This is a genomic window from Streptomyces decoyicus (assembly GCF_019880305.1).
Taxonomy (GTDB): Bacteria; Actinomycetota; Actinomycetes; order Streptomycetales; family Streptomycetaceae; genus Streptomyces; species Streptomyces decoyicus.
In genome coordinates this window covers 7667060-7690275 of sequence record NZ_CP082301.1, presented here as the reverse complement: position 1 = coordinate 7690275, position 23216 = coordinate 7667060, and the positions used below count along the sequence as shown (strand labels likewise).

The window sequence follows — 23216 nt, the reverse complement described above, 5'->3', positions numbered from 1 at the left end:
CTACGTCGAACCCCGGGTGGGACTGGGCCGATTGGGTGCCGCGGGCGCACGGGAGGGCTTCGCACGAGGCAGTGGACGGGCCCGGTCGGGATCGAGGAGCGGGGCGAGCAGGTCGCCGTGGTGTGCGCAGCGGGGTGCGATCTCACTGAAGAGGAAGGTGAGTTGAGACGGTTCGCTGCACTCGGCGATCTCGTCCCAGGTGACCGGGGCGGAGACTGTGGGGGTGGGGCGGGCGCGCAGGGTGTAGGCGACGGCGGTGGTCTTGGCGGCGGCGTTCTGGGAGAAGTCGATGAAGACCTTGCCGGGGCGCAGGGCCTTGGTCATCTTGTGCACGACAAGGTCGGGGAGGGCCGCCGCGGCCTCGACGGCGAGGGTCCTGGCGTAGGCGGTGGCCCGCTCGGAGGGGGTGGGTTCGATGGCCACGATGAGGTGCAGGCCCTTGGAACCGCTGGTCTTGGCGTAGACGTCCAGGCCGTCGGCGGCCAGCCGGTCGTGCAGCCACCGGGCCGCGGTGCAGCACTCCACGATGGTGGCCGGGGCGCCGGGATCGAGATCGAGGACGAGGCGGTCGGCGATGCCCGGGGCCTGGCACGTCCACTGGGGGGTGTGCAGTTCGACGACCAGGTTCGCGGCCCAGACCAGCGCGGGCAGGTCCTGGAGCAGGACCTGCCGGGCGGGCCCGGACGTCGAATGGGGGACCTCGCAGGTCTTCACCCAGGAGGGTGTGCCGGGCGGCACGTTCTTGGTGAAGAAGCGCTGGCCGTCCGGTCCGTCGGGATAGCGCAGGAAGGAGAGCGGCCGGTCGTGGAGGTGGGCGAGCAGCGGGCCTGCGACCGTGGTGCAGTAGTGCAGCACCTCGCCCTTCGTGGTGCCGGTCTCGGCATAGAGGACCTTGTCCAGGTTGGTCAGCGAGAGGCGTCGCCCCTCCACGACAGTGATCGGCGACATACGATGAGAATCCCACACAAGGGATGAAAGATGCGATCTATCTGGAACGGGTCCATATCGTTCGGTCTGGTCACCATCCCCGTGAAGACCTACAGCGCCACCGACCGCACCTCGTCGGTCTCTTTCGTGCGCATTCACGAGAAGGACGGCGCGCAGATCCAGTACCGCAAGATCTGCGAGCTGGACGGCAAGGAGGTCCCGAACGAGGAGGTCGGCAAGGGCTATCAGGCACCGGGCGACGAGACCATCGTGCCGATCACCGACGACGATCTGTCCCAGCTGCCGATGCCGACCGCCAAGACGCTGTCGATCCTGTCGTTCGCCGACCCCGGTGAGATCGACCCGCTCCAGCTGGACAAGGCCTACTATCTGGGGCCCAACGGAGCGTCCGCCACCAAGCCGTACACGCTGCTGCGGGAGGCGCTGGAGCACCATCAGAGGGTCGCGGTCGGCAAGGTCGCGATGCGGGGGCGGGAGTCGCTGGCGATGCTGCGGGCGCACGACGGGGCGATCGTGATGCATACGCTGCTGTGGCCGGATCAGATCCGGCCCGCCACCGGTGTGGTGCCCGACGATGTCGAGCTCCGCGAGAACGAGCTGACGCTGGCCGAGACACTGATGGATTCCCTGGGCGAGCTGGACCCCGAGGAACTCCACGACGACTACCGCGAGGCCGTCGAGGAGCTGGTCGCCGCCAAGCTGGAGGGCGAGGAGCCGGCCGCCCCCTCCGCATCGGGCACCTCCGGGGCCCGGGTCCTCGATCTGACGGCGGCGCTGGAGAAGAGTCTGCGGGCGGCGCGGGGCGGCGGGGAGGGCGACGCGCAGGAGGAGTCGGCGTCCGTGACACCCCTACGGGGGCGGAAGACGACGAAGAAGAGCGAGGCGGCGCCGGGCGCCGGCAAGCGGAGCGGCACGGCGGCGAAGAAGGCGGCGAAGAAGACCGCCCCGGCGGCCGCGAAGAAGACCTCCGCGAAGAAGACGGCGGCCGCGCCGAAGGACACCGGCGGGCGGAAGAAGGCCGCTTCGACGGCGAAGAAGAGCACCAGCAGCCGCGGCACGACCGGCGGCACGTCCAAGAAGACGGCGTCGACGAGCACCGCCAAGAAGGCACCGGCGAAGAAGACCGGCAGGCAGTCGTCCGCCTGAGGGTGCCGTCCAGCGGGCCGACGGAGACTCTGGGCCCGTCAGCCCCTCGCGCACCGGGGCGGCCGTTCTAGAGTCTTGGTATGGCTTCAGACGAGGGGACCACCCGCATCGACAGCTGGATCTGGTCCGTGCGGCTCACCAAGACGCGTTCGCTGGCCGCGGCCGCCTGCCGCGCGGGGCACGTACGGGTCAACGGCGAACGGGTGAAGCCGGCCCACGCCGTGCGCAACGGCGACGAGGTGCGGCTGCGGCACGCGGGCCGCGAGCGGATCGTGGTCGTCTCGCGGCTGGTGCGCAAGCGGGTGGGCGCGGCCATCGCCGCCGAGTGCTTCGTCGACAACAGCCCGCCGGCCCCGCCGCGCGAGGAGGTTCCGGTGATCGCGCTCCGCGAGCGCGGCGCCGGACGTCCCACCAAGCGCGAGCGCCGAGAGATCGACCAGCTGCGCGGGCACGCGAGCGGACCGGACCCGCGCCCCTGAGGATCTGCCGCGAGCGGACCCGGCCCGGGGGCCTTCCGGGCCGCCCGCCAGGTACGCCCCCGCCGGCCGGCCGTGGAGCGCGCGTCCGTGAACTTGTCGGCCCGGCGTGGTCCGTGCAGGCTCGGCCCAGGGGCGCCCCCTGCCGCGATGGATGAGTTCCGGCCGGATCACGAGTCTGTTCTGGTGAGCGCCAGAAGACGTCGTACGACAGACCTCGTACGACGCTGTCCGGCACGAGAGACACCACGGAGGACACCATGACGACCACGCCCGGCAACGCGAGCAGCAACCTCCCCGGCAAGCCGCCGGTCGTCGACCTGGCCACCTGGCAGGCGGCGCGCGAGGAGCTGCTGGTCCGCGAGAAGGCGCACACCCACGAGGGCGACGCGATCGCCGCGGCCAGGCGGCGGCTGCCGATGGTCGAGCTCGACGGCTCGGTCGAGGTCACCGGCGTCGACGGGCCGGTCCCGTTCCTCGACCTGTTCCAGGGGCGCGACGAGCTCGTGGTCTACCAGCACATGTGGTACGACGGCGCGCCGCACCAGGGGCAGTGCGAGGGCTGCACCACCACCGCCTGGCACATGAAGGACGCCGTCTACCTCAATGCCCGTGGCGTCTCGTTCGCCGTCCTGACCTCGGGCCCGTGGGACGAGGTGGCTCGCTACGTCGCGTTCATGGGTTACACCCAGCCCTGGTACTCGGTGCGGGGCGTGGAGCCGCCGGTCGGCGGAGACATGGGGCACCTCGCCTGCTTCCTGCGCGACGGCGACCGTGTTTTCCTCACCTACTCCACGACGGGCCGTGGCAACGAGCCGGTCAACGGGTCCCTCGGCCTGCTCGACATGACGCCCTACGGCCGCGGCGAGGCGTGGGAGGACAACCCCGAGGGCCGGCCTGTGATCGGCGATGTCCGCGAGGGGTACCCCTCCGAGGGCCGCCAGGCCTGCTGGTACTGGCGCTCGGACGCGGACGGGAACGCCACCTGGGGCCCGACCAGCCGGCCCGTGCCGCAGTGGACCCGCCCCGGCGCGACACCCGTGGAGAGCCTCGGCCGCCAGGGCCACCACCACTGACGCGTCTTCGTCGACGGCGTCGGCAAAGGTGTCAGGTGCCGATGCCGGGCGACGACAGCGCATCCAGATAGACCCATTGGCCGTCCTCACGGACGAAGCGGCTGTTCTCGTACTGGCTGCCGGCCTGGCCGTGCACGCTGCAATGCGCCCGGAATTCCACCGTGCCCTCGGCGTGGAAGGCACTGCCGCCGGTGGTGCCGAGGATGTCCAGGCCCGTCCAGCGCTGTGCCGGTTCCAGGTCGAGGCTGCCGGGGCGGGTCGTGGGGTGCCAGGTGCGCAGCAGATAGCCGGTGTCACCGACGGCGAAGGCGCTGTAGCGCGAGCGCATCAGGCGCTCGGCGGTCGGGGCGGTGGCGCGTCCCTGGTGGAAGACGGCACAGCAGTCGCGGTAGGTCCCGGCGCGTCCGCAGGGGCACGGCGAGGCGGGGGTGACCGCAGGGTCCGGGCGGCGGGGCGCGCCCTTCGGCTTGCTCAGCTTCTTCGGGTTCTTCGGCTTCGACACCCCACGATTGTGCCGGGTCTGCGGGCCGGGACCGCGACACGCCGAGCACACCCAACAGCGGCACGCTCGGGAACTACACCCATTTAGGGAATTCCAATGACAAACCACCCATTTGCAGCTTTCGTGGCTTGATACGTGCTGTGAGGCTGGAAGAACTCATGGTGTCCGTCCCCACCACCCAGGAGAGAACCCCCCATGATTCTGTCCATTTCCGGCGTCGTCCTGCTCGGTGTCATCGTCTTCCTCTTCTTCCGCAAAGACGGCCTGAAGTTGTCGCATGCACTGGTCTCCGCGCTCTTCGGGTTCTATCTCGCCAGCTCCGCCATCGCGCCCAGCATCAAGGCCGGCGGGGCGAGCCTGGCGAGCCTCCTCGGGGGGATCAAGATCTAGGGGTGTCGGGAGCCTCCGGCGCACTCCACGGGTTCCGCCCGAACGGACCGCACCACCTCCCGTCCGGGCGGTTCCGCGCGCAGCACTCTCCCGGCTCGCCGCCCGCACCGAGCCCGCCCCCACGACCACCGCACGAGCGACAGGAGACGATGTGGCCCGGCGCCCCCTGCCCCGCATCCTGACCGACAGCGCACCGCTCGCCCGCATGGCCAACAGCACCTCCCTCGCCCGCAGTCGCGAACTCGCGCGTACCGCTGCCGACAGCGCCTCCGACGTGTTCCATCCGCTGATCACCATCGGCCGGGGACTGCGCAGGCTGGGTGCGGCGGGCCGACGGCGCTGGGTCGAGACGCCCCGTGATCACCGCGGTCCGCTGGCCTTCTTCGTCGGCGCGTGTGTGCTGGTCGTCTGCCTGGTGCCGTACGGGCCGCTGCTCGCCCTGATCACGGTGATGGGCGCGGGAGCCTGGGCCGGACGGGAGCGTACGCCCGTGGACACCGGGCCCGGTGAGGCCGAGAGGGAGCGGCTGCGGGCGCTCTACGAGGCGCTGGTGCCGTACTTCTCCGTCGACGGCGACCCCAGTCCGCTCTATGCGCACGACGGTGACTGGGAGCGGGTCTTCCCCGAGTACGCCTTCGACGAGGGCGGGCGGATCGAACGGCTGCAGCTGAAGTACCCGGCGTACTTCACCGACGGTGAGGACCAGTCCCGGGTCCGCATCGAGCAGGTGCTCTACGCCAAGGCCGGACGTGGCCGGGAGTACCACTTCGGATGGGACGAACTGGCCAACCAGCTGACCCTGACCGCGCTCGGCGCACTGCCCACCGATCTCGTCGCGCAGCGCTTCGTCACCTCGCCGGGCGAGACGGTGCTCGGGTTCACCGACCCGGACGCCGTCCAGCGGACCCTGCCGGTCACCGCCGGGGAGGAGCGGCGGGACGCGCCGCCGGTGGTCTGGCGTACCGGACCGCGCTCCACCGAACCGCATCTGCTCGTCCTGGGGCAGCCGGGGGCGGGCGCCACGACCCTGCTCCGCTCGATCGCGCTACAGGCGCTGCAACACGGCGATGTGCTGGTCATCGACGGCAGCGGCACCGGCGAGTACGGGTGCCTGGTGGGGCGGCACGGCGTACTGGGGGTGGAGAGCGGTCTTGCGGGGGCACTGGCGACCCTGGAGTGGGCGTCCCACGAGACCGAGCGGCGGCTGATCGCGGCGAACCGGGCGCGACAGGCCGGCCGGCCCGCGCCCGAGGACACCCGGCGGCCGCTGTGGATCATCGCGGACCGCCCGACCGCACTGGCCCACATCGCGGTCGCGGAGGGCCGGGAAGATCCCCAGCAGTGGCTTCAGGTGCCGCTGCGGCACGGCCGGGCCGCCCAGGTCACGGTGGTCGTGGCCGACCAGTTCGAGAGCGCCGAGCTGCTGAGCGATCCGGTGCGGGCGCACACCAAGGCGCGGGTGGTACTCGGCCCCGCCACGGCGGACGAGGTACGGGCGGTGCTCGGGGCGCCGCCGCACACCACGCCGACCGCGAGCGTGCCGCCGGGGCGCGGCTATGCGCGCCTGGGATCCGCTCCCGTGCTGCGGCTCCAGGTGCCGGCCACCCCCGACCCGCTCGACACGGCCACCGGCCAGGCGCACCGGCAGGCCGTCCTGGCGCTGCTGCCGGAGCGTACGGTCCCGGCCGACGGGGCGGAGCCGGCCGAGCCGGTGACCGGCGGCCACAGGTCCACGGACGCCGGCAAGCCGGTGGAGGCCCGTAAGCCGGCGGACGTGAGCACATCCGCGGAGGCCGGCAAGCCGGTGAGCGTCAGCAAGTCCGCGGGCGCCGTGGCGAAGCCGGACGGCGGGACCGCGGCGGCCGATGCGGACGGCGCGGCACCGGATGCCGAGCAGGCCGGGCCCACGGCCGAACCGGTGGGCGCGGCCGAACCGGTGGGCGCGGCCGAACCGGTGGGCGCGGCCTCGCGGGTGCGGTCCGCCAAACGCGGCGAAACCCGGGCGGTCAACGGGTCGGCGGAGGCCGTCCGCGCCGAGGGGTGAGACTCACCCGCCGAGGCCGGGCGGTCCGCCGTCCAGCCGTCAGGCCGTCAGGCCACGAACGTATGCCGCGTCTCCGTATCCACCGGCGCGCCCGTCGCCACCAGTCGCGCGGCGCCGGCCAGCCGGACCGCGGCCTCGTCGGCGACGGCTCCGTTGACGGTGAACGGCAGCCGTACGAAGCCCTCGAAGGCGCCGTCGACACCGAACCGCGGGCCGGAGGGCACCCGCACCCCGAGCCGCTCCCCCGCCTCGGCGATCCGGGAGCCGGAGAGTCCGCCCGTACGCGCCCAGAGGGTGAGCCCGCCGTGGGGGACGCTGAACTCCCAGTCGGGGAGGTGCCGGTGCAGCGCCTCGACGATCGCATCGCGGTTCTCGCGGGCCTGCTCGCGGCGGATGCCGACGGCCGCTTCCCAGCCGCCGGTCTCCAGGAGCGAGGCGATGGCGAGCTGTTCGAGGACCGGTGAGCCCAGGTCGGAGTAGGCACGGGCGGCGACCAGACTGCGGATGATGTCGGGGGCGGCGCGCACCCAGCCGATCCGCATCCCGGCCCAGAACGCCTTGCTCGCCGAGCCGACGGTGATCACCGCGCTGCCGGCCGGGTCGAATGCGCAGACCGGGCGGGGCGGTTCGGTGTCGTGGTCCAGCTGGAGTTCGGTCATGGTCTCGTCGACGACGAGCAGGGTGCCTGCCGACCGGGCGGCGTCGACGAGGCGACGGCGCTGGTCCTCGGTGGCGAGGGAGCCGGTGGGATTGTGGAAGTCGGCGACGACATACGCCATACGGGGCGCGGCGTCACGCATCACCTGGCGCCAGACGGGGAGGTCCCAGCCGGCCAGCTTGTCCGCGAGCGCCACCGGGACGAGCCGGGCGCCGGCGTCCCGCATCAACTGGAGGATGTTGGCGTATGACGGGGAGTCGACGGCCACCCGCTCGCCGGGGCTCGTACACAGCCGGCAGATGGCGGCCACCGCGCCCATCGCGCCCGTGGTCACCATGATCTGTTCGGGCATGGTGGGGATGCCGCGCGCGGTGTAGCGGTCCGCGAGGGCCTGGCGCAGGACGGGCAGACCGGCGGGGTAGTCGCCGTGGGTGTGGGCGTAGAGCGGAAGGTCGGCCATCGCGCCCTGGAAGGCGCGGGTCAGCCAGGGTTCAGGAGCCGGGAGGGCGGCACAGCCGAGGTCGATCATGGAGCCGGCGGCCTCCGGGGGCAGCGGTTCCAGGCCGCGGGTGGGCAGCGGGTTGCCTGCCGGAACGGCCGTCCAACTGCCGGAGCCGCGCCGGGACTCCAGGAACCCCTCGGCGCGCAGCGCTTCGTAGGCGGCGGCGACGGTGGTGCGGCTGACGCCGAAGGCCGCGGCCAGCTCACGCTCGGCGGGCAGGCGCGCGGCGACCGGTACCCGGCCTTCCAGTACGAGGAGGCGGACGCCGTCGGCGAGGCTGCGGTAGGCGGGCAACCGGCGTCCGGCGGCCGTGAGTTGGGCATCGCGCGGGTCCTGCGACCGGAGCAGCCGGGCAAGTTGGGGCGCACCCACCGCTGAAGTCCACTGAGCCATGAAGATCAGTCCACCTTCCCCGAATTGGCTCTACTTCCCGAGCCCGGACACGCCACATGGTGTCATGCGTCGGTCCAATCCTGCCAGGAGGGGGAAATGTTGTGTCCATGATCGAGGAATCCGGCCGGAGGAGGGGACTGCCCGTGCGCCGGCTGGTCCAGCTCTATACGGGACTGACGCTTTACGGCGTGAGCATGGGGCTGATGCTGCGGGCCGAGCTGGGCCTGGAGCCATGGAGCGTGCTGAACCAGGGCATATCCCGCCATACGGGACTGTCGATCGGCACGGTCACCATCGTGTCCGGCGCGCTGATCCTGCTGCTGTGGATCCCGCTGCGCCAGCGTCCCGGCCTGGGCACGGTGTCCAATGTGGTGATCCTCGGGCTGGTGATGGACGCGACGCTGGCCTGGACGCCGGAGCTGCACTCGCTGGGCGCGCGTATCCCGCTGCTGGCGGGCGCCGTCCTCCTCAACGGCGCCGCGACCGGCCTGTACATCTCCGCCGATTTCGGCCCCGGTCCGCGCGACGGGCTGATGACCGGGCTGCATTTGCGGACCGGCCGTCCGGTGCGGCTGGTGCGGACCTGCATCGAGGTGACGGTGCTCGCGGCCGGCTTCCTGCTCGGCGGTTCCGTCGGGGCCGGCACGGTGGTCTATGCGCTGGCCATCGGGCCACTGGCACAGTTCTTCCTGCGCCGCTTCGCGATCAAGGACCGGCCCGGGAAGCCGTCGCCGGTGGTGGCCCGCGGAGGGGCTTCACCCGAGCACGCAATACTGCCGGAGTGACCTCAGCGATACGCATCCGCCACGCCTATCTCGACCACCCCGTGCCGCTCGCCTTCGCCCACCGGGGCGGGGCGGCGGAGGGCCTGGAGAACACCGCCGCCGCCTTCCGCCGCGCGGTCGGCCTCGGATACCGCTATCTGGAGACCGATGTGCACGCCACATCGGACGGAAAGCTCGTCGCCTTCCACGACGCGACGCTCGACCGCGTCACCGACGCCCGCGGCGCCATCGGGCTGCTCCCCTGGCGCGCCGTGGGCCGGGCCCGGGTCGGCGGGCGGGAGCCGCTGCCGCTCTTCGAGGAGCTGCTGGAGGAGTTCCCCGAGGCGCGCTGGAACGTCGACCTCAAGGCGGAGGCCGCCCTCGCACCGCTGCTCGGCCTGCTGCGCCGCACCAACGCCTGGGACCGGGTGTGCGTCGGTTCGTTCTCGGAGGCCCGGGTGGCCCGCGCCCAGCGGCTGGCCGGCCGGCGGATGGCGAGCTCGCTCGGCACCCGCGGCGTGGCCGGTCTGCGGCTGCGGTCGTACGGCCGGGGGGTGCTGCCGCTCGACCGTCTGCTGGGTGCGGCGGTGCGGCGCAGCGCGGTCTGCGTCCAGGTCCCCGAGCGGCAGTCCGGCCTCCCCGTCGTCGATCCGCTGTTCCTGCGCGCCGCGCACGCGCTGGGCATGCAGGTCCATGTCTGGACGGTCAACGACGCGGATCGGATGACCGCACTCCTGGACCTCGGTGTGGATGGCATCATGACGGACCACATCGAGACGCTGCGGAACGTGCTGACCGAGCGAGGGTGCTGGGTATAAGGGCCGGCTCCGTCGAGCCGTCGTCCGCCGCCGTGAACGGGGACAGGATGACGGGGGTGGGCGTGGAGAGCGCACAAGCCGTGGCCGAGGGCGTGGACGAGACCGCCGCCCGGCGCCGCGAACAGCGCGGCTGGTACTGGTACGACTGGGCCAACAGCGTCTATTCGACGACCGTCCTGACCGTGTTCCTGGGGCCGTATCTGACCTCGGTGGCGAAGGCCGCTGCGGACGCGGAGGGCTTTGTGCACCCGCTGGGCATCCCGGTGCGGGCGGGCTCCTTCTATGCGTATGCGGTGTCCGCGTCACTGCTGCTGTCGGTGCTGGCGATGCCGCTCGCCGGGGCGCTGGCCGACCGGAGCGGCCGGAAGAAGCCGCTGCTCGGCGGCTGCGCCTACGCGGGCGCCGCGGCGACGACGGGAATGTTCTTCCTCGGCGGTGAGCGCTATCTGCTGGGCGGGGCGCTGCTGATCATCGCGAACGTCTCGTTCGTGGTGTCGATGATGCTCTACAACTCCTTCCTGCCGCAGATCGCCCCGCCCGACGAACGGGACGCTGTCTCCTCCCGCGGCTGGGCCTTCGGCTACGCGGGCGGGGCGCTGGTCCTGATCGCCAACCTGGTGCTCTACGGAGCGCACGACTCCTTCGGCCTCTCCGCGGGCACCGCGGTGCGCATCTGCCTGGCGTCGGCGGGGCTGTGGTGGGGCGCGTTCTCGGTGATTCCGCTGCGCCGGCTGCGCGACCGGCGGACGGCCGTGACCAAGGAGCCCACCGGGGCCGGCGGCGCCACGCTCGGCAAGGGGTGGCAGCAGCTCCGGGAGACGCTGCGCGAACTGCGCCGCCACCCCCTCACGCTGTCCTTCCTCCTGGCCTATCTCGTCTACAACGACGGGGTGCAGACAGTGATCACCCAGGCGTCCGTGTACGGCTCCGAGGAGCTCGGCCTGGACCAGACGACGCTGATCGTGGCGGTCCTGCTGGTGCAGGTGCTGGCCGCGGCGGGCGCCCTGCTGATGGGGCGCCTCGCCGCACGGTACGGCGCACAGCGGACGATCCTCGGCTCGCTGGTGGCCTGGGTGCTGACGCTCGCGGCCGGCTACTTCCTGCCGGCGAAGGCACCGGGGTGGTTCTTCGGGCTGGCCGTCGGCATCGGCCTGGTCCTGGGCGGAAGCCAGGCGTTGTCGCGTTCGCTGTTCTCGCATCTGGTGCCGCGCGGCAAAGAAGCGGAATACTTCTCCGCGTACGAGATGAGCGACCGGGGCGTGAGCTGGCTGGGACCGCTGGTGTTCGGGGTGGCCTATCAGCTCACCGGGAGCTACCGGGATGCAATCGTGTCCCTGGTGGCGTTCTTTGTGATCGGTTTTGTCCTGCTGGTGAGGGTGCCGGTGAGGCGGGCGATCGCGGCGGCCGGAAACCCTGTGCCTGACCGGATTTAGTCCCAGGGGGTGCGGGGCGGTAGTGTACGCCTTTGGCTCACCAGGCGGACCGTTACTGCGCGCTTAACTGTGGATGGCGCTGGGTGACATCTGCTGCTAGATGTGACAAACCGGGCGCTGGTGGGTACAACAAGGGGCGGCACGAAGGAAGGCAGCGGCGCACAGCGCCTCCATCATGGGCGGTGGTGGGCGACGGGTGGGCGCATGTCCCGAATTGCGATTTCGGGAATCTTCACCGCCGACCGGACGTTGACCGGATGACGACGACAGCGACACCTGTCCTGTGGGCGACAAGCCCGGGAGGCACGATTCATGAGTGAGCGAGCTCTCCGCGGCACGCGACTCGTGGTGACCAGCTACGAGACCGACCGCGGCATCGACCTGGCCCCGCGCCAGGCGGTGGAGTACGCATGCGAGAACGGACATCGATTCGAGATGCCGTTCTCGGTTGAGGCCGAGATTCCGCCGGAGTGGGAGTGCAAGGTATGTGGTGCACCCTCGCTTCTGGTGGATGGCGATGGCCCTGAGGAAAAGAAGGGTAAGCCCGCGCGTACGCACTGGGACATGCTCATGGAGCGGCGCACCCGCGAGGAGCTCGAGGAGGTGCTGGCCGAAAGGCTGGCCGTCCTGCGCTCCGGCACCATGAACATTGCCGTGCATCCGCGCGACAGCAACCGCAAGTCCGCCTGACAACGGGCCTGCGCCAAGCAGCACGAAGGGCCGGGGCCACTGCACTGCGCAGTGGCCCCGGCCCTTGCTGTGTCCGCGGCGCGCACGGCCCGGACGCCGGAGGGCTCAGCCGGTCAGCGGCGGGTCCTGGCGACGCGGGGAGGAAGGCTCGTCCTCACGGATGACCTCGCCCTGGACGACCTTGCCGTCGGGCCGGTGCATCCGGGCCTGCTGGAAGGCGTCACCGAACGTGCCGGGGGCGTAGCCGTGGCCCGACCGCCGGGTCACCAGCTTCTCGGCGCGGCGCTGGATCAGCTTCCCGGTCGGCGGGAAGAGGCAGAGCAGCCCCAGCGCGTCGGAGACCAGCCCGGGAATCATCAGCAGCAGCCCTCCGGCCATCGGGAGCGTATTGCCGCTCCCCGACTTGCCGCTGCCGGACTTGCCGTTCCCCGACTTGCCGGCGCCGGACCTGCCGCCAGCGGACTTGGCGTCCTCGGACGACGCGGAGCTGCCGGAGGCCGCCGGGTCGCCGGCGGTCTGCAAGCTCTCGGTGAGGTTGCGCCAGGCTCGACGGCCGGCCCGCTTGACCACATAGCCGCCGAGGACGACCCCGGCGACCAGCAGAAGGAAAACCGTCAGGCCGCTGGTGGCCCCGGCGACCACGGTCAGCAGCCAGATCTCCAGCACCATCCAGGCGGCGATGCCCAAGGGGACGAACCGGCGGGCGCGCGAGCGCTGGGGCGGGCGGGGACTCGGCGATGGCGTGGCTCCGAACGTCATGCCTCAAGTGTGCCTGGCCGGCCCCCGCACACCCTCTGAGGGTCGCCCGCGAGGGGCCGTCTCCGAGCGGGCGGCCGCACCGGGCCCGGCGTCAGCGGCCGCGGATCTTGTCCACCCGGGAGCCGACGCCCCAGGCGGTGACGCGCCACAGCGCCTCCACGACGATGTCCCGGCTCATCTTGCTGTCGCCCAGCTCCCGCTCGACGAAGGTGATCGGAACCTCGACGACGTGAAACCCGGCCTGCACGGCACGGCGGGCGAGGTCGACCTGGAAGCAGTAGCCCTGGGAGGCCACATCGTCCAGGCCCAGCCCCTTGAGGGCCTCCGTGCGGAAAGCGCGGTAGCCGCCGGTGATGTCGCGCAGCGGCAGGTCCAGCACCAGCCGGGAGTACGTACTGCCCCCGCGGGAGATGAGCCGGCGGTACTTGGGCCAGTTGACGGTGCGGCCACCGGGCACCCAGCGCGAACCGAGGACGAGATCGGCGCCCTTGAGGGCGGTGAGCAGCCGGGGCAGCTCCTCGGGCTGGTGCGAGCCGTCGGCGTCCATCTCGACCAGCACGTCGTAGCCGTTGTCGATGCCCCACCGGAAGCCCGCGAGGTAGGCGGCGCCGAGGCCTTCCTTGCCCTTGCGGTGCAGGACATGGACGTGCTCGTCGCCGGCGGCCAGTTCATCGGCGAACTTGCCGGTGCCGTCAGGACTGTTGTCGTCCGCGACGAGGACATGGGCCTCGGGGACGGCGGCCCGCACCCGCGAGACGATCGGCTGGATGTTCTCCGCCTCGTTGTACGTCGGAATGATCACCAACGTGGTGCCGAGCGGGCCGTATTGCCGCTGACCGTCTGTCACTGCTGTCCCTTCTCGTCCTTCGTACGCCCGCGCCGGCCGACGACTACTGCGGCGGCACAGGACAGAAGCCCCACGATAGCGAGCGCCCACTCCGGAGCGGCACCGACGCGGTCGGCGAGCGTCGATTCGTCCCGCAGCGGGATACGCGCGGAGACCACACCCTGGGTGAACTCGGGGATCTGGTGGGTGATCCTGCCGTCCGGGGCGACCACCGCGCTGATCCCGCTGGTTGCCGCGGTGACCACGGCCCGGCCGTGCTCGACGGCGCGCAGCTTGGACATCGCCAGCTGTTGCTCGGGCTGGCCGGAGCGTCCGTAGGTGGCGTTGTTCGTCTGGATCACCAGGGCGCGGGCGCCGGCGTCGACGGTGTCGTGCACGATCTGGTCGTAGGCGACCTCGAAGCAGATGACATCGCCGAGCCGGGCGGGGCCCACGTGGAGCACGCCGGTGTGGTCACCGGGGTAGAAGTCGCGGGGCACCCGCTGGAAGCGCGTGATGATCTTGCTGAGCTGCTCCCGGAACGGCACATACTCGCCGAACGGCACCGGATGTTGCTTGGTGTAGGAGGCGCCCGGCCCCTTCTTCGGGTCCCAGACGATGCCCTCGTTGAAGACGTAGCCCTTCTTGGTGGGGTGGTCGACCAGGGCGCCGACGAGGACGGGCACGCCGATGGCCTTCACGGCCTCGTCGATCCGGTCGTAGGCCTGCGGGTACTGGTACGGGTCCAGGTCGGAGGAGTTCTCCGGCCAGATGACCAGGTCCGGCTTCTTGGCCCGGCCGGCCTTGACGTCGGCGGCCAGCTTCTCGGTGGCGGTGGCGTGATTGTCGGTGATCCGCATGGGGCGGCCCAGGAAGTCCATGCCGGGCTGCTGGACATTGCCCTGGACGACGGCGATATCGACGGTGTCGTCGGCCTTCGTGGGGACGGGCACGGCCAGGCCGGCCAGGGTGACCGCGGCGGCGAGCCCGAACGCTTCCAGGGCCGGGACCGCCCGGCGCAGCGATCCGTTGCCGCGCAGCCCCCAGAGGGTGGCGGCGCATGCGGCCAACAGGGCACCGGCCAGCGCGACCGCGAAGGTCACCAGCGGGGCGCCGCCGAGCGCGGCGATCGGCGTGAACGGCGAGCCGGTGTTGGCGAAGGCGAGCCGGCCCCACGGGAAGCCGCCGAACGGAAGCCGGTCGCGGGCCCATTCCTCGGCGACCCACAGGCAGGCGGCCCACAGTGGCCCGCCCGGCAGCCGGGAGGTGACGGCGAGCGCCGCACCCAGCAGCGCCGCGAAGAGCGACTCGGCGACCGAGAGGCCGAACACCGCGTCCCAGCCCACGACATGCAGCCACTTCAGCAGGACCAGGAAGAACGGAAGCCCGAACGCAAAGCCCGTCCAGGCTCCCTGGCGGGCGGTCCGGCCACGGGTCAGCAGCGACAGCGCGGCGACGGCCACCAGGGACAGCGGCCACAGGTCGTACGGCGGGAAGGCCAGGCCGAGCGCGATACCGAAGACGGCCGCAAGGCCGGTGCGCAGCGCCTCCCGGCGGGCCAGAGCGGCGAGCCGCCGGGCGCGCCCGGGGCGCGCCGGCACGGCGGTGGAGCCCGTCTCGGCGCAGGGGACCCGGCCGTCGGGCGAGGTGCCGCTGACGGCTTCTTCGGTGGTGTCGGAACCCGATGGCACGGTCGCGGGCCTTCCTGCAGGTCGTGGTGGTGAGCTGACCGTACATCGGGAGGCCGGGATTGCGGATATGGGGTGCACAAAAGGTGAAGGGGCACCGCCGGAGGGGGTGCGGGCGGGGCACAGTGCCCTGCGGTTAGGGGCCCGGCGCCCTTCGGGCCGACCTGGGACCCGCTGGCTGCGGGTCGACCGAAAGCCGTTGTCTACTGAGCATCCGGGCCCCACCCGGGTCGCACCTTCCCCCAGGCTCTCCAGGAGCAGGGAGGGACCCCCATCCGGCCGAAACGCTCCGTTGTCCCGTGCCGCTGGTGCTGGACCTGGCTCCCAGTGGCGGTGTGCCCAAGCGGCGCACCGTCCCATGGCCCAGCTGCGTTCGACGACTGCGCGGAGGTCTCCCGGTCGGACGTCCTGTGGTGGACTCGGCCGAACCTACCGGCCGTCGACCGCCTGCTGTCAACAGGTGCTCCGCCTGCGTCGTTTTCGCGTCGCCCCAGGTCAGCCACGAACGCCCCCAAGTGCGGCAAGGAGCGGCAAGCACTGCCCGCGCCGGCACCTGCCCACGTGATGTCACTCGTTCGGCGGCCCGAAGACCGTGCGCCCGCCGACGACCGTGCGCAGGCACACCGGGAGGTCGTTGCCGGGGGTGAGATCGGGCAGGCCGGGGGTGCCGGAACGGGGGTCGGTGGACCAGCGTTCCACCCGCTCGTCGGGGGCCTGGACGATCAGATCGCCGGTGCGCCAGACCGCGTAGTCGGCGGGGGCGCCGGGCACCAGGACGCCCGCGTCGTCCCGGCCGATGGCGCGCCAGCCGCCGCGGGTGTGGGCGGTGAACGCGGCGCGGGCGGAGATGCCGTGGGCGCGGGTGCGGTGGAAGACGGCGGCGCGCACGGTGCCCCAGGGGTCGAGCGGGGTGACCGGGCTGTCGGACCCGAGCGCGAGCGGGACACCGGCCTTGAGCAGCGCGGCGTACGGGTTGAGGGTGCGGGCCCGGTCGACGCCCAGGCGGGCGGCGTACATACCGTCCTCGCCGCCCCACGCGGCGTCGAAGGCGGGCTGGACGGACGCGGTCAGGGCCAGGTCGGCGAAGCCGGCGATGGTGTCCTCGGTGAGCATCTCCGCGTGCTCGACACGGTGCCGGGCGGCGCGGATCCGGTCCAGGCCGATCCGGTCGGCGGCGGCCCGTACGCCGGTGACGACGCTGGTCAGAGCGGCGTCGCCGATGGCGTGGAAGCCCGCCTGGAGCCCGGCCTCGGTGCAGGCGGCGACATGGGCGGCGACGGCCTCGGCGTCGAGCTGCGCGACGCCGGTGTGCCCGGCATCCGCGTACGGGGCGTGCAGATGGGCGGTGTGCGATCCGAGCGAGCCGTCGACGAACAGATCACCCGCGGCGCCGATGGCCCCGAGTTCCCTGACCCGCTCCGCGTCCTTTGCGGATGCGATCACTTCGGCCCAGTAGCCGACGACGCGAGGGCCGTCGCCTTCCCCGGCCAGGGCGAGCAGCCCCGTGAAGTCGTCCTCGCCGGAGATGTCCGGGCCCGCGCACTCGTGGATGCTGCCGATGCCGAGCGAGGCGGCACGGGCGAGCGCGGCTGCCTGGGCCTCGGCGCGCTGCGCGGTGGTGACGGTGGCGTACGCGGCCTTGCGCACCGCGTGGTGGGCGGCGCCGGTGAGCGGGGCACCGGCGTGGAACCCGTCCCGCTCGCGGATGCCGGGGACCAGATCCAGCAGCGCCGTCGTCACGACGGCGGAGTGCACATCCACACGGGTGAGGTAGAGGGGGCGGCCCCCGGTGGCCTCGTCCAGCTCCGCACGGGACGGCGGGCGCCCCTCCGGCCAGACGCTCGCGTCCCAGCCGTGCCCGAGCAGAATCCGGTCCGACGGGCGCGCGTCCGCGTACCCGCGGATCCGGGCCAGCGCTTCGGTCAGCGTGCCGACCCCGACCAGGTCGAGGCCGGTGAGCGCGAGCCCGGTCGCGGTGGTGTGCACATGTGCGTCCGTGAACGCCGGGGTGACGAGCGCACCGTCGAGCTGGACCACCTCGTCCACACCCCCGGCGAACGAGTCGGCCGCACCCTCCTCACCGACCCAGGCGATGCGGTCCCCTTCCACGACCATGGCGGTGGCGAAGGGGTCCGCCGGGCTGTGCACCTCACCGCCGCGCAGCAGGACAGTACGGGGCGGGGCCGGGTGGGAAAGGTGCTGCCGGGCCGGGTCGGGGATGCGCTCGCTCATACCGGACAGTTTGGCCCCTGCGCAGGGACGGGCCGCACGCAGGGGGCGATCACCGGTCAGATGCGCGGCGGACGGGCCTCGTAGGGCGTGGAGAGCACGACGGTGGTGCGGGTCGAGACGCCGGCGAGGGTGCGTATGCGGGTGAGCAGATGCTCCAGCTCCAGCGGGGTCGCGACCCGGACCTTGAGGATGTAGTTCTCGTCGCCTGCGACGCTGTGGCAGGCCTCCAGCTCGGGGACCTCGGCGAGGCGGTCGGCGATGTCGTCCGGTGCGCTGGGGTCGAAGGGTTTGACCGAGATGAAGGCGGTGAGCGGCAGGCCCACGGCTTCGGGGTCAACGATGGCGGCATAGCCCCGGATGACACCGCGCTGCTCGAGACGGCGCACCCGTTGGTGCACCGCCGAGGTGGACAGGCCGGTGGCCTTGCCCAGGTCGGTGTAGCTCATCCGCCCGTCCTTGACGAGCAGATCCACGATTTGTCGGTCCAACTCCTCCACCCGTTCAACCTACTGTGCGCGGGGGCGTGTGCACACCGCGCGCCGGATCGTGGACACCCTCGCGCCGGTCCATGTGACCAATGCCACACGTGTGAATCGGTGTCGGAGGGGTGCCGGCGATTATGCATGCGGCATGAAGGGAATTGCTGCTGGTGGCCGGGACCGCCCGTCACAGGAAGTCAGCGGTACGACCGGCCCACCCGAGGGGGATGGACATCATGCGACGCCTTAAGCAGGACTCCGCTGCCGCGCACATCGACGCCCAGGAGGGCGACAGTTTCGGCAGCTCCGGCGACGACGGTGCGGACGACTCTTTCGACACCTACGAGATCTACCGCGTGACCTGCCCCGACTGCCTGCAGCCGATCGCGCTGCTGGCGGACGAGGACACACTTCCGGAGCACGCTCTGTGTGCCTCGCCATGGAACCCGTTCGGTCTGACGGTGTGCCAGGGCTCCGGGCGGACGGCATCCGAAGCACCGGAGACCGCCGACACCCTGGACACCCAGGAGCAGGACGCCGCCATGCTGCTGACGCTCCCGGAGAGCCTGGACTGGCGCCGCCAGCCGTTCTCGCACCTCGGCGGGCCCGGCACCCGCCCGGTCCGCGTACCGCGGATGCGCCCGCTCACCTGAGAGCCCTGCCGGGCCCGTACGAACGGCGCCCGGCCTGAAAAGGAAGCCGGAGGCCAATCTCCCGCCCAGGCACGGTCCGTGGGGCCGAAGGCGGCCGATTTCCAGCCGAGCACGGCAGCTGAATTCGTGGCCCAATGCGCGGCCGAATGCGCGGCCGACCCGAAGCTGCCGTAGAGCGGGATTACCCGTCAACACCCAGTGTCAGTAGGGCCATTGGGCCTCCTCTTTGTCCACTGAACCGCGCCGCCTGTTCCGTTGACGATGAAGTGGGCAGCACCGGGGCAGGACTTGGTAGCGCCACCGGGCCAAGTCGAGGATGCCGACGCCTTCCAGTGGTCGCACTCGGCACCGGAGGCGTAGCGCACCCGCCCCCTCCCCCAGACGCCACCCAATGCGCGGCCCGTGCTGCACAAGTGGATTGACGGCTCGTCAGCTCCACTCCCGGATGGGCGGGCCACGAAAACGGTAGGGGGTCAAGCTCAACTTCACCTGTTACCTTCTCAGGGTCGATGCCGAACTGATCCCTGGAGCCACGGTGACCCCACGACCTGCTCTGCGCTGTCTGCGCTGCGCCCGCCCCGCGGAGGGTTTCGACGGCTGCCGGACCTGCGCCGCGGAGGGCATCGGCGTCAATACGATGCCGCCGCTGGCGGATCTGGCCGGTGTGGACCTCGCCGCATATCCGGGCGGGCCGTGGGGTCTGCCGACGGCGCTGCCCGTGTCCGGTCCGCCGGTGACGCTGGGCGAGGGCAACACCCCGTGTGTCCGGCTGCGGATGGACCCGGAACGGGTCCAAGACGGCCGTCCCGTTGGAGAGTTGTGGCTGAAATACGAGGGTGGGAATCCGACCGGTTCGCACAAGGACCGGGCGATGGCCGTCGGAGTGGCCGCGGCGGTGGCGGCCGGTGCGGACACCGTTGTCGCCGCGTCCTCCGGCAACGCGGGGGCGGCGGCCGCGGCGTATGCGGCGCGGGCCGGGCTGCACTGTGTGGTGTTCACCAATGAGGCGGTGCCCGCGGGGCTACGGGCCCAGATCGATGCCCTGGGCGCCGAGCGGAGGGTCCACCCGGGCACCACCGGCGAACGGAACGCGGCGATGGCCCGAGCGGTCGAGGAGCACCACTGGTACCCGCTGACCAGCTACTCCTCGCCCTCACCGGGCGGGAACCCGTATGCGAACGAGGGGTACAAGTCCGTCGCCTACGAGCTGGCCCGGGACTTCTCCGGGCGACGGCTCGATGCCGTGGTCGTACCCACCAGCCGGGCGGATCTGCTGGCCGGAATCGGTCGCGGGTTCCGGGAGTTGGCGGCCGCGGGGCTGATGGCACAGGAGCCCCGGCTGGTGGCCGCGGAGCCGTCCGCCTCGGCGCCGTTCACCGCCGCGCTGCGTCACCCGGACCGCGCGGTGCAGGAGCGTACGCAAGTGGCGCACGGGCCGACCGTGGCGTTCTCCCTCGGGGAGGAGCGGCCCTGCTGGCAGGGGCTCGACGCACTGTGGCGCAGCGCCGGCTCGGCCGTCGCTCCGGACGACGACGCGATCATGGCCGAACACCGGAGGCTGGCGGCGGAGGGTCTGATCCTGGAGCCGTCCTCCGCCGTCGGGTCCGCCGTGGCACGGGATCTGGCCCGGACGCCCGGCGCACTGGTGGTCGCGATCGGGACGGCGACGGGGCTCAAGGGGCTGGCGGACTGAGGCCGGTAGGCCGACCGGGCGGGAGGCCGACCGGGCGGGAGGCCGACCGGGCGGGAAGCCGACCGGGCGGGAAGCCGACCGGACGGGAAGGGTGCAGGGCGGCGGGGCGCACTGGAGTGAGCCCCCGGTCCGCCCCGCCCCCGCTCAGCGCGTCTCGGGGCCCGCGAGGTGGCGGGCGATGACCATCCGCTGGATCTGGTTGGTGCCCTCGACGATCTGAAGGACCTTGGCCTCCCGCATATAGCGCTCGGCCGGGAAGTCGAGGGTGTAGCCGTAGCCGCCGAGGAGCTGGACGGCGTCGGTGGTCACCCGCATCGCGGTGTCCGTGCAGAAGAGTTTGGCCATCGCCGCCTCCTTGGAGAACGGCAGACCGGCGTCGCGCAGCCGGGCGGCGGTGAGATAGAGGGCGCGGCCGGCCTCGATCTGGGTGGCCATGTCGGCGAGCATGAAACGCAGGCCCTGGAAGTCGGCGATCGGGCGGCCGAATTGCTGTCGTTCCGAGGTGTACGCGAGGGCCTCGTCCAACGCCGCCTGGGCGACGCCGACGGCACAGGCCGCGATGCCCAGGCGCCCGGAGTCCAGGGCGGAGAGGGCAATGGCGAAGCCCTGGCCCTCGTCCCCGAGGCGGCGGGAGTCGGGGACGCGGACGGCGTCGAAGTGCAGCTGGGCCGTCGGGGACCCCTTCATCCCCATCTTGCGCTCGGGTGCCGCGGCGCTGAGGCCCTCGGCGTCGCCGGGGACCAGGAAGGCGGTGATGCCGTGCGCCCCACTGCCGCCGGTACGGGCCAGCACGGTGTAGAAGTCGGCCACGCCGCCGTGGGTGGTCCAGGCCTTGGTGCCCTCCAGCTTCCAGGTGTCGCCCTCCCGGGTCGCCCGGGTGGTCAGGGAGGCGGCGTCGGAGCCCGAGGAGGGCTCGGAGAGGCAGTACGCGCCGATGAGTCCGCCGCCGAGCATGTCGGGAAGGTGTTCGGCGCGCTGCTCCTTGGTGCCGTACCCGGCGAGCGCATGGCAGGCGAGGGTGTGCACGCTGACGCCGAGGCCGACGGTGAGCCGGGCGGCGGCGAGCTCCTCCAGAACCTGGAGGTAGACCTCGTAGGGCTGGCCGCCGCCACCGAATTCCTCGTCATAGGGCAGCGAGAGCAGTCCGGATTCCGACAGCAGGGTGAAGGTCTCGCGCGGGAAGCGGCCGGCGTCTTCTTCCTCGCCGGCCGTTGGCCTGATCTCGCGCTCGGCAAGCTCACGTACGAGGGTCAACAGGTCGCGGGCTTCCTCGGTGGGCAGCCTGCGGTCCACCGGCCGGGGGCCGTACTCGGTCATGGCGGCGCTCTCCTCCCTGTCGGGCGCTGCGGCGACACGCGCGGGGTGGGCGGCGGCGCCGGTCTAGTGGTGCCAGGCCGATGATCGCGTTCCGGGTCGCGGAAGGCGATGACCTGCGGCGGTGGCGCTAGGAGTATGCCCGATCGGAGGCCTCGCGTCACGGGTTGATCATCACTGGCTGCCGGATTCCGGTCCCGTACCGACCGGTCACGATATTGGTCCGAACCATTGACGCACTGGTCTAGTCCTTCTAACTTCTCCTCCAACGTTCAACGCGTTCATGCCAATTCGGAACGCAGGTCAGGCTCCACCCCTCGCCCCCCTCCGAGGAGACGACATGCTCAGACCGCACCGGATGCGATCGCCGCGCAGAGTGATCGCCGCCGCCACCGCACTGTGTACCGCGGCGCTGGCCGGCACCCTGCTCGCCGGACCGGCATCCGCCGACCCGGTCCGCTCCCCCGCCCCGCAGCACCCCGCCACCACCACAGCGGCACCGTCCGCGGCGGGCAACAAGGTGGTCGGATACTTCACCAACTGGGGTGTCTACGACCGCAATTACCACGTCAAGAACATCGAGACGTCAGGCTCGGCGGCCAAGCTGACGCACATCAACTACGCCTTCGGCAACGTCCAGGGCGGCAAATGCGCCATCGGTGACTCCTACGCCGACTACGACAAGGCCTACACGGCCGACCAGAGCGTCGACGGCCAGGCGGACACCTGGGACAACGGCGCGCTGCGCGGCAACTTCAACCAGCTGCGCAAGCTCAAGAAGCTGCACCCGGGCCTCAAGGTGATCTGGTCGTTCGGCGGCTGGACCTGGTCGGGCGGCTTCGGCGAGGCCGCCAAGAACCCCGACGCGTTCGCCCAGTCCTGCCTCGACCTGGTCGAGGACAAGCGCTGGGCGGATGTCTTCGACGGCATCGACATCGACTGGGAGTACCCGAACGCCTGCGGCCTGACCTGCGACACCAGCGGTAAGGACGCCTTCACGAAGGTGATGAGGGCACTGCGGTCGAGGTTCGGCCAGAGCAATCTGGTGACCGCGGCGATCACGGCGGACGCCTCGGCCGGCGGCAAGATCGACGCGGCCGACTATGCGGGCGCGGCGCAGTACGTCGACTGGTACAACCCGATGACGTACGACTACTTCGGCGCCTGGGACGCCAAGGGCCCGACGGCGCCGCACTCCCCACTCACGTCGTACAGCGGCATCCCGAAGGCCGGCTTCAACAGCACCGACACCACCGCCAAGCTCAAGGGCCTCGGCATTCCGGCGAGCAAGCTGCTGCTGGGCATCGGCTTCTACGGCCGTGGCTGGTCGGGCGTCACCCAGGACGCACCGGGCGGCAGCGCGACCGGCGCGGCGCCGGGCAAGTACGAGGCCGGTATCGACGACTACAAGGTGCTCAAGGGCCGCTGCCCGGCCACCGGCAAGGTGGGCGGCACCGCCTACGCCAAGTGCGGCGACCAGTGGTGGAGCTATGACACCCCGGAGACCATCGGCACGAAGATGGCCTTCAAGGACGCGCAGGGTCTGGGCGGCACGTTCTTCTGGGAACTGAGCGGTGACACCACCAACGGCGAGCTGATCAAGGCGATCAAGTAGCCGTAGCAGGCACCGGGCCGGACGGGCGGGGGCGGCGGCCTCCCGCCCGTCCGGCATGTGCGGCGCCGGCGCCTGATGCTGCCGCAGGCAGGCGGGTGCGGGGCGGCGGACAGCCCG

The 23216-nt window shown here is 71.7% G+C and carries 21 protein-coding genes; 12 read left to right on the top strand and 9 right to left on the bottom strand.

The window, feature by feature from the left end; all coding sequences use genetic code 11:
* Positions 1–948, bottom strand: a complete 948-nt coding sequence (gene ligD / locus K7C20_RS33465) for a non-homologous end-joining DNA ligase (RefSeq protein WP_030086492.1) — start codon at positions 946–948, stop codon at positions 1–3.
* Between the two features lie 30 nt (positions 949–978).
* On the opposite strand from ligD, the gene ku reads away from it, so the two are divergent.
* The 3 genes from ku to K7C20_RS33450 all read left to right on the top strand — a co-directional run bounded on the left by ku (position 979) and on the right by K7C20_RS33450 (position 3646).
* Positions 979–2094: a non-homologous end joining protein Ku gene (gene ku, locus K7C20_RS33460; protein WP_030086494.1), complete on the top strand. Its 1116-nt coding sequence runs from the start codon at positions 979–981 to the stop codon at positions 2092–2094.
* Between the two features lie 80 nt (positions 2095–2174).
* Positions 2175–2573 carry an RNA-binding S4 domain-containing protein gene (locus K7C20_RS33455; protein WP_053208724.1) on the top strand — a complete coding sequence of 133 codons (399 nt, stop codon included), beginning with the start codon at positions 2175–2177 and terminating at the stop codon, positions 2571–2573.
* A 257-nt stretch (positions 2574–2830) separates the two neighbouring features.
* Positions 2831–3646: a DUF899 domain-containing protein gene (locus tag K7C20_RS33450; RefSeq protein WP_030086500.1), complete on the top strand. Its 816-nt coding sequence runs from the start codon at positions 2831–2833 to the stop codon at positions 3644–3646.
* A gap of 31 nt (positions 3647–3677) precedes the next feature.
* Here the strand turns inward: K7C20_RS33450 and K7C20_RS33445 are convergent, their stop codons facing one another.
* Complete coding sequence (locus K7C20_RS33445; protein WP_030086502.1) at positions 3678–4121, bottom strand: YchJ family protein; 444 nt, start codon at positions 4119–4121, stop codon at positions 3678–3680.
* Between the two features lie 222 nt (positions 4122–4343).
* Here K7C20_RS33445 and K7C20_RS33440 point away from each other — a divergent pair, with 222 nt between their 5' ends.
* On the top strand, positions 4344–4538 hold the full coding sequence (locus K7C20_RS33440; RefSeq protein WP_018092434.1) for a hypothetical protein: 195 nt from the start codon (positions 4344–4346) through the stop codon (positions 4536–4538).
* A gap of 151 nt (positions 4539–4689) precedes the next feature.
* A complete protein-coding gene (locus K7C20_RS33435) occupies positions 4690–6582 on the top strand; it encodes an ATP-binding protein (RefSeq protein WP_053208723.1) in 1893 nt (630 codons plus the stop codon).
* Between the two features lie 47 nt (positions 6583–6629).
* Here K7C20_RS33435 and K7C20_RS33430 read toward each other — a convergent pair whose 3' ends face one another.
* Positions 6630–8135, bottom strand: coding sequence for an SCO1417 family PLP biosynthesis transcription factor (locus K7C20_RS33430; protein ID WP_078952935.1), 1506 nt, complete (start codon positions 8133–8135; stop codon positions 6630–6632).
* 107 nt (positions 8136–8242) lie between these two features.
* Here K7C20_RS33430 and yczE point away from each other — a divergent pair, with 107 nt between their 5' ends.
* The 4 genes from yczE (at position 8243) to K7C20_RS33410 (ending at position 11840) form a co-directional block, all read left to right on the top strand.
* Complete coding sequence (gene yczE / locus K7C20_RS33425; RefSeq protein WP_048829304.1) at positions 8243–8920, top strand: membrane protein YczE; 678 nt, start codon at positions 8243–8245, stop codon at positions 8918–8920.
* Positions 8917–9717, top strand: coding sequence for a glycerophosphodiester phosphodiesterase family protein (locus K7C20_RS33420; protein WP_053208721.1), 801 nt, complete (start codon positions 8917–8919; stop codon positions 9715–9717). The genes yczE and K7C20_RS33420 overlap by 4 nt, the downstream gene beginning before the upstream one ends.
* Before the next feature lie 62 nt (positions 9718–9779).
* Entirely contained in the window at positions 9780–11150 is a 1371-nt protein-coding gene (locus K7C20_RS33415; RefSeq protein ID WP_409351331.1) for an MFS transporter, read from the top strand.
* A 312-nt stretch (positions 11151–11462) separates the two neighbouring features.
* A complete protein-coding gene (locus tag K7C20_RS33410) occupies positions 11463–11840 on the top strand; it encodes an RNA polymerase-binding protein RbpA (protein WP_030080286.1) in 378 nt (125 codons plus the stop codon).
* A 105-nt stretch (positions 11841–11945) separates the two neighbouring features.
* Here the strand turns inward: K7C20_RS33410 and K7C20_RS33405 are convergent, their stop codons facing one another.
* The 5 genes from K7C20_RS33405 to K7C20_RS33385 form a co-directional block, all read right to left on the bottom strand.
* Entirely contained in the window at positions 11946–12599 is a 654-nt protein-coding gene (locus K7C20_RS33405; protein WP_030080285.1) for an FxsA family protein, read from the bottom strand.
* Positions 12600–12690: 91 nt separating this feature from the next.
* Positions 12691–13446 (bottom strand): polyprenol monophosphomannose synthase, encoded by a 756-nt coding sequence (locus tag K7C20_RS33400; RefSeq protein WP_053208719.1) that lies wholly within the window; start codon positions 13444–13446, stop codon positions 12691–12693.
* Positions 13443–15116, bottom strand: a complete 1674-nt coding sequence (lnt, locus tag K7C20_RS33395) for an apolipoprotein N-acyltransferase (RefSeq protein ID WP_053208718.1) — start codon at positions 15114–15116, stop codon at positions 13443–13445. The genes K7C20_RS33400 and lnt overlap by 4 nt, the downstream gene beginning before the upstream one ends.
* A 564-nt stretch (positions 15117–15680) precedes the next feature.
* Positions 15681–17345: an amidohydrolase gene (locus K7C20_RS33390; protein WP_030080281.1), complete on the bottom strand. Its 1665-nt coding sequence runs from the start codon at positions 17343–17345 to the stop codon at positions 15681–15683.
* Between the two features lie 56 nt (positions 17346–17401).
* Positions 17402–17842 (bottom strand): Lrp/AsnC family transcriptional regulator, encoded by a 441-nt coding sequence (locus tag K7C20_RS33385; protein WP_026170119.1) that lies wholly within the window; start codon positions 17840–17842, stop codon positions 17402–17404.
* A 209-nt stretch (positions 17843–18051) separates the two neighbouring features.
* Here K7C20_RS33385 and K7C20_RS33380 point away from each other — a divergent pair, with 209 nt between their 5' ends.
* Both K7C20_RS33380 and K7C20_RS33375 read left to right on the top strand, forming a co-directional pair.
* Positions 18052–18477 (top strand): hypothetical protein, encoded by a 426-nt coding sequence (locus tag K7C20_RS33380; protein WP_030080279.1) that lies wholly within the window; start codon positions 18052–18054, stop codon positions 18475–18477.
* 535 nt (positions 18478–19012) lie between these two features.
* Positions 19013–20170, top strand: a complete 1158-nt coding sequence (locus tag K7C20_RS33375) for a pyridoxal-phosphate dependent enzyme (protein WP_245170983.1) — start codon at positions 19013–19015, stop codon at positions 20168–20170.
* Between the two features lie 144 nt (positions 20171–20314).
* On the opposite strand, the gene K7C20_RS33370 is transcribed toward K7C20_RS33375, so the two are convergent.
* Positions 20315–21487, bottom strand: coding sequence for an acyl-CoA dehydrogenase family protein (locus K7C20_RS33370; protein ID WP_030080275.1), 1173 nt, complete (start codon positions 21485–21487; stop codon positions 20315–20317).
* A 337-nt stretch (positions 21488–21824) separates the two neighbouring features.
* On the opposite strand from K7C20_RS33370, the gene K7C20_RS33365 reads away from it, so the two are divergent.
* Positions 21825–23099: a glycoside hydrolase family 18 protein gene (locus tag K7C20_RS33365; protein ID WP_030080273.1), complete on the top strand. Its 1275-nt coding sequence runs from the start codon at positions 21825–21827 to the stop codon at positions 23097–23099.
* Positions 23100–23216: the final 117 nt, after the last annotated feature.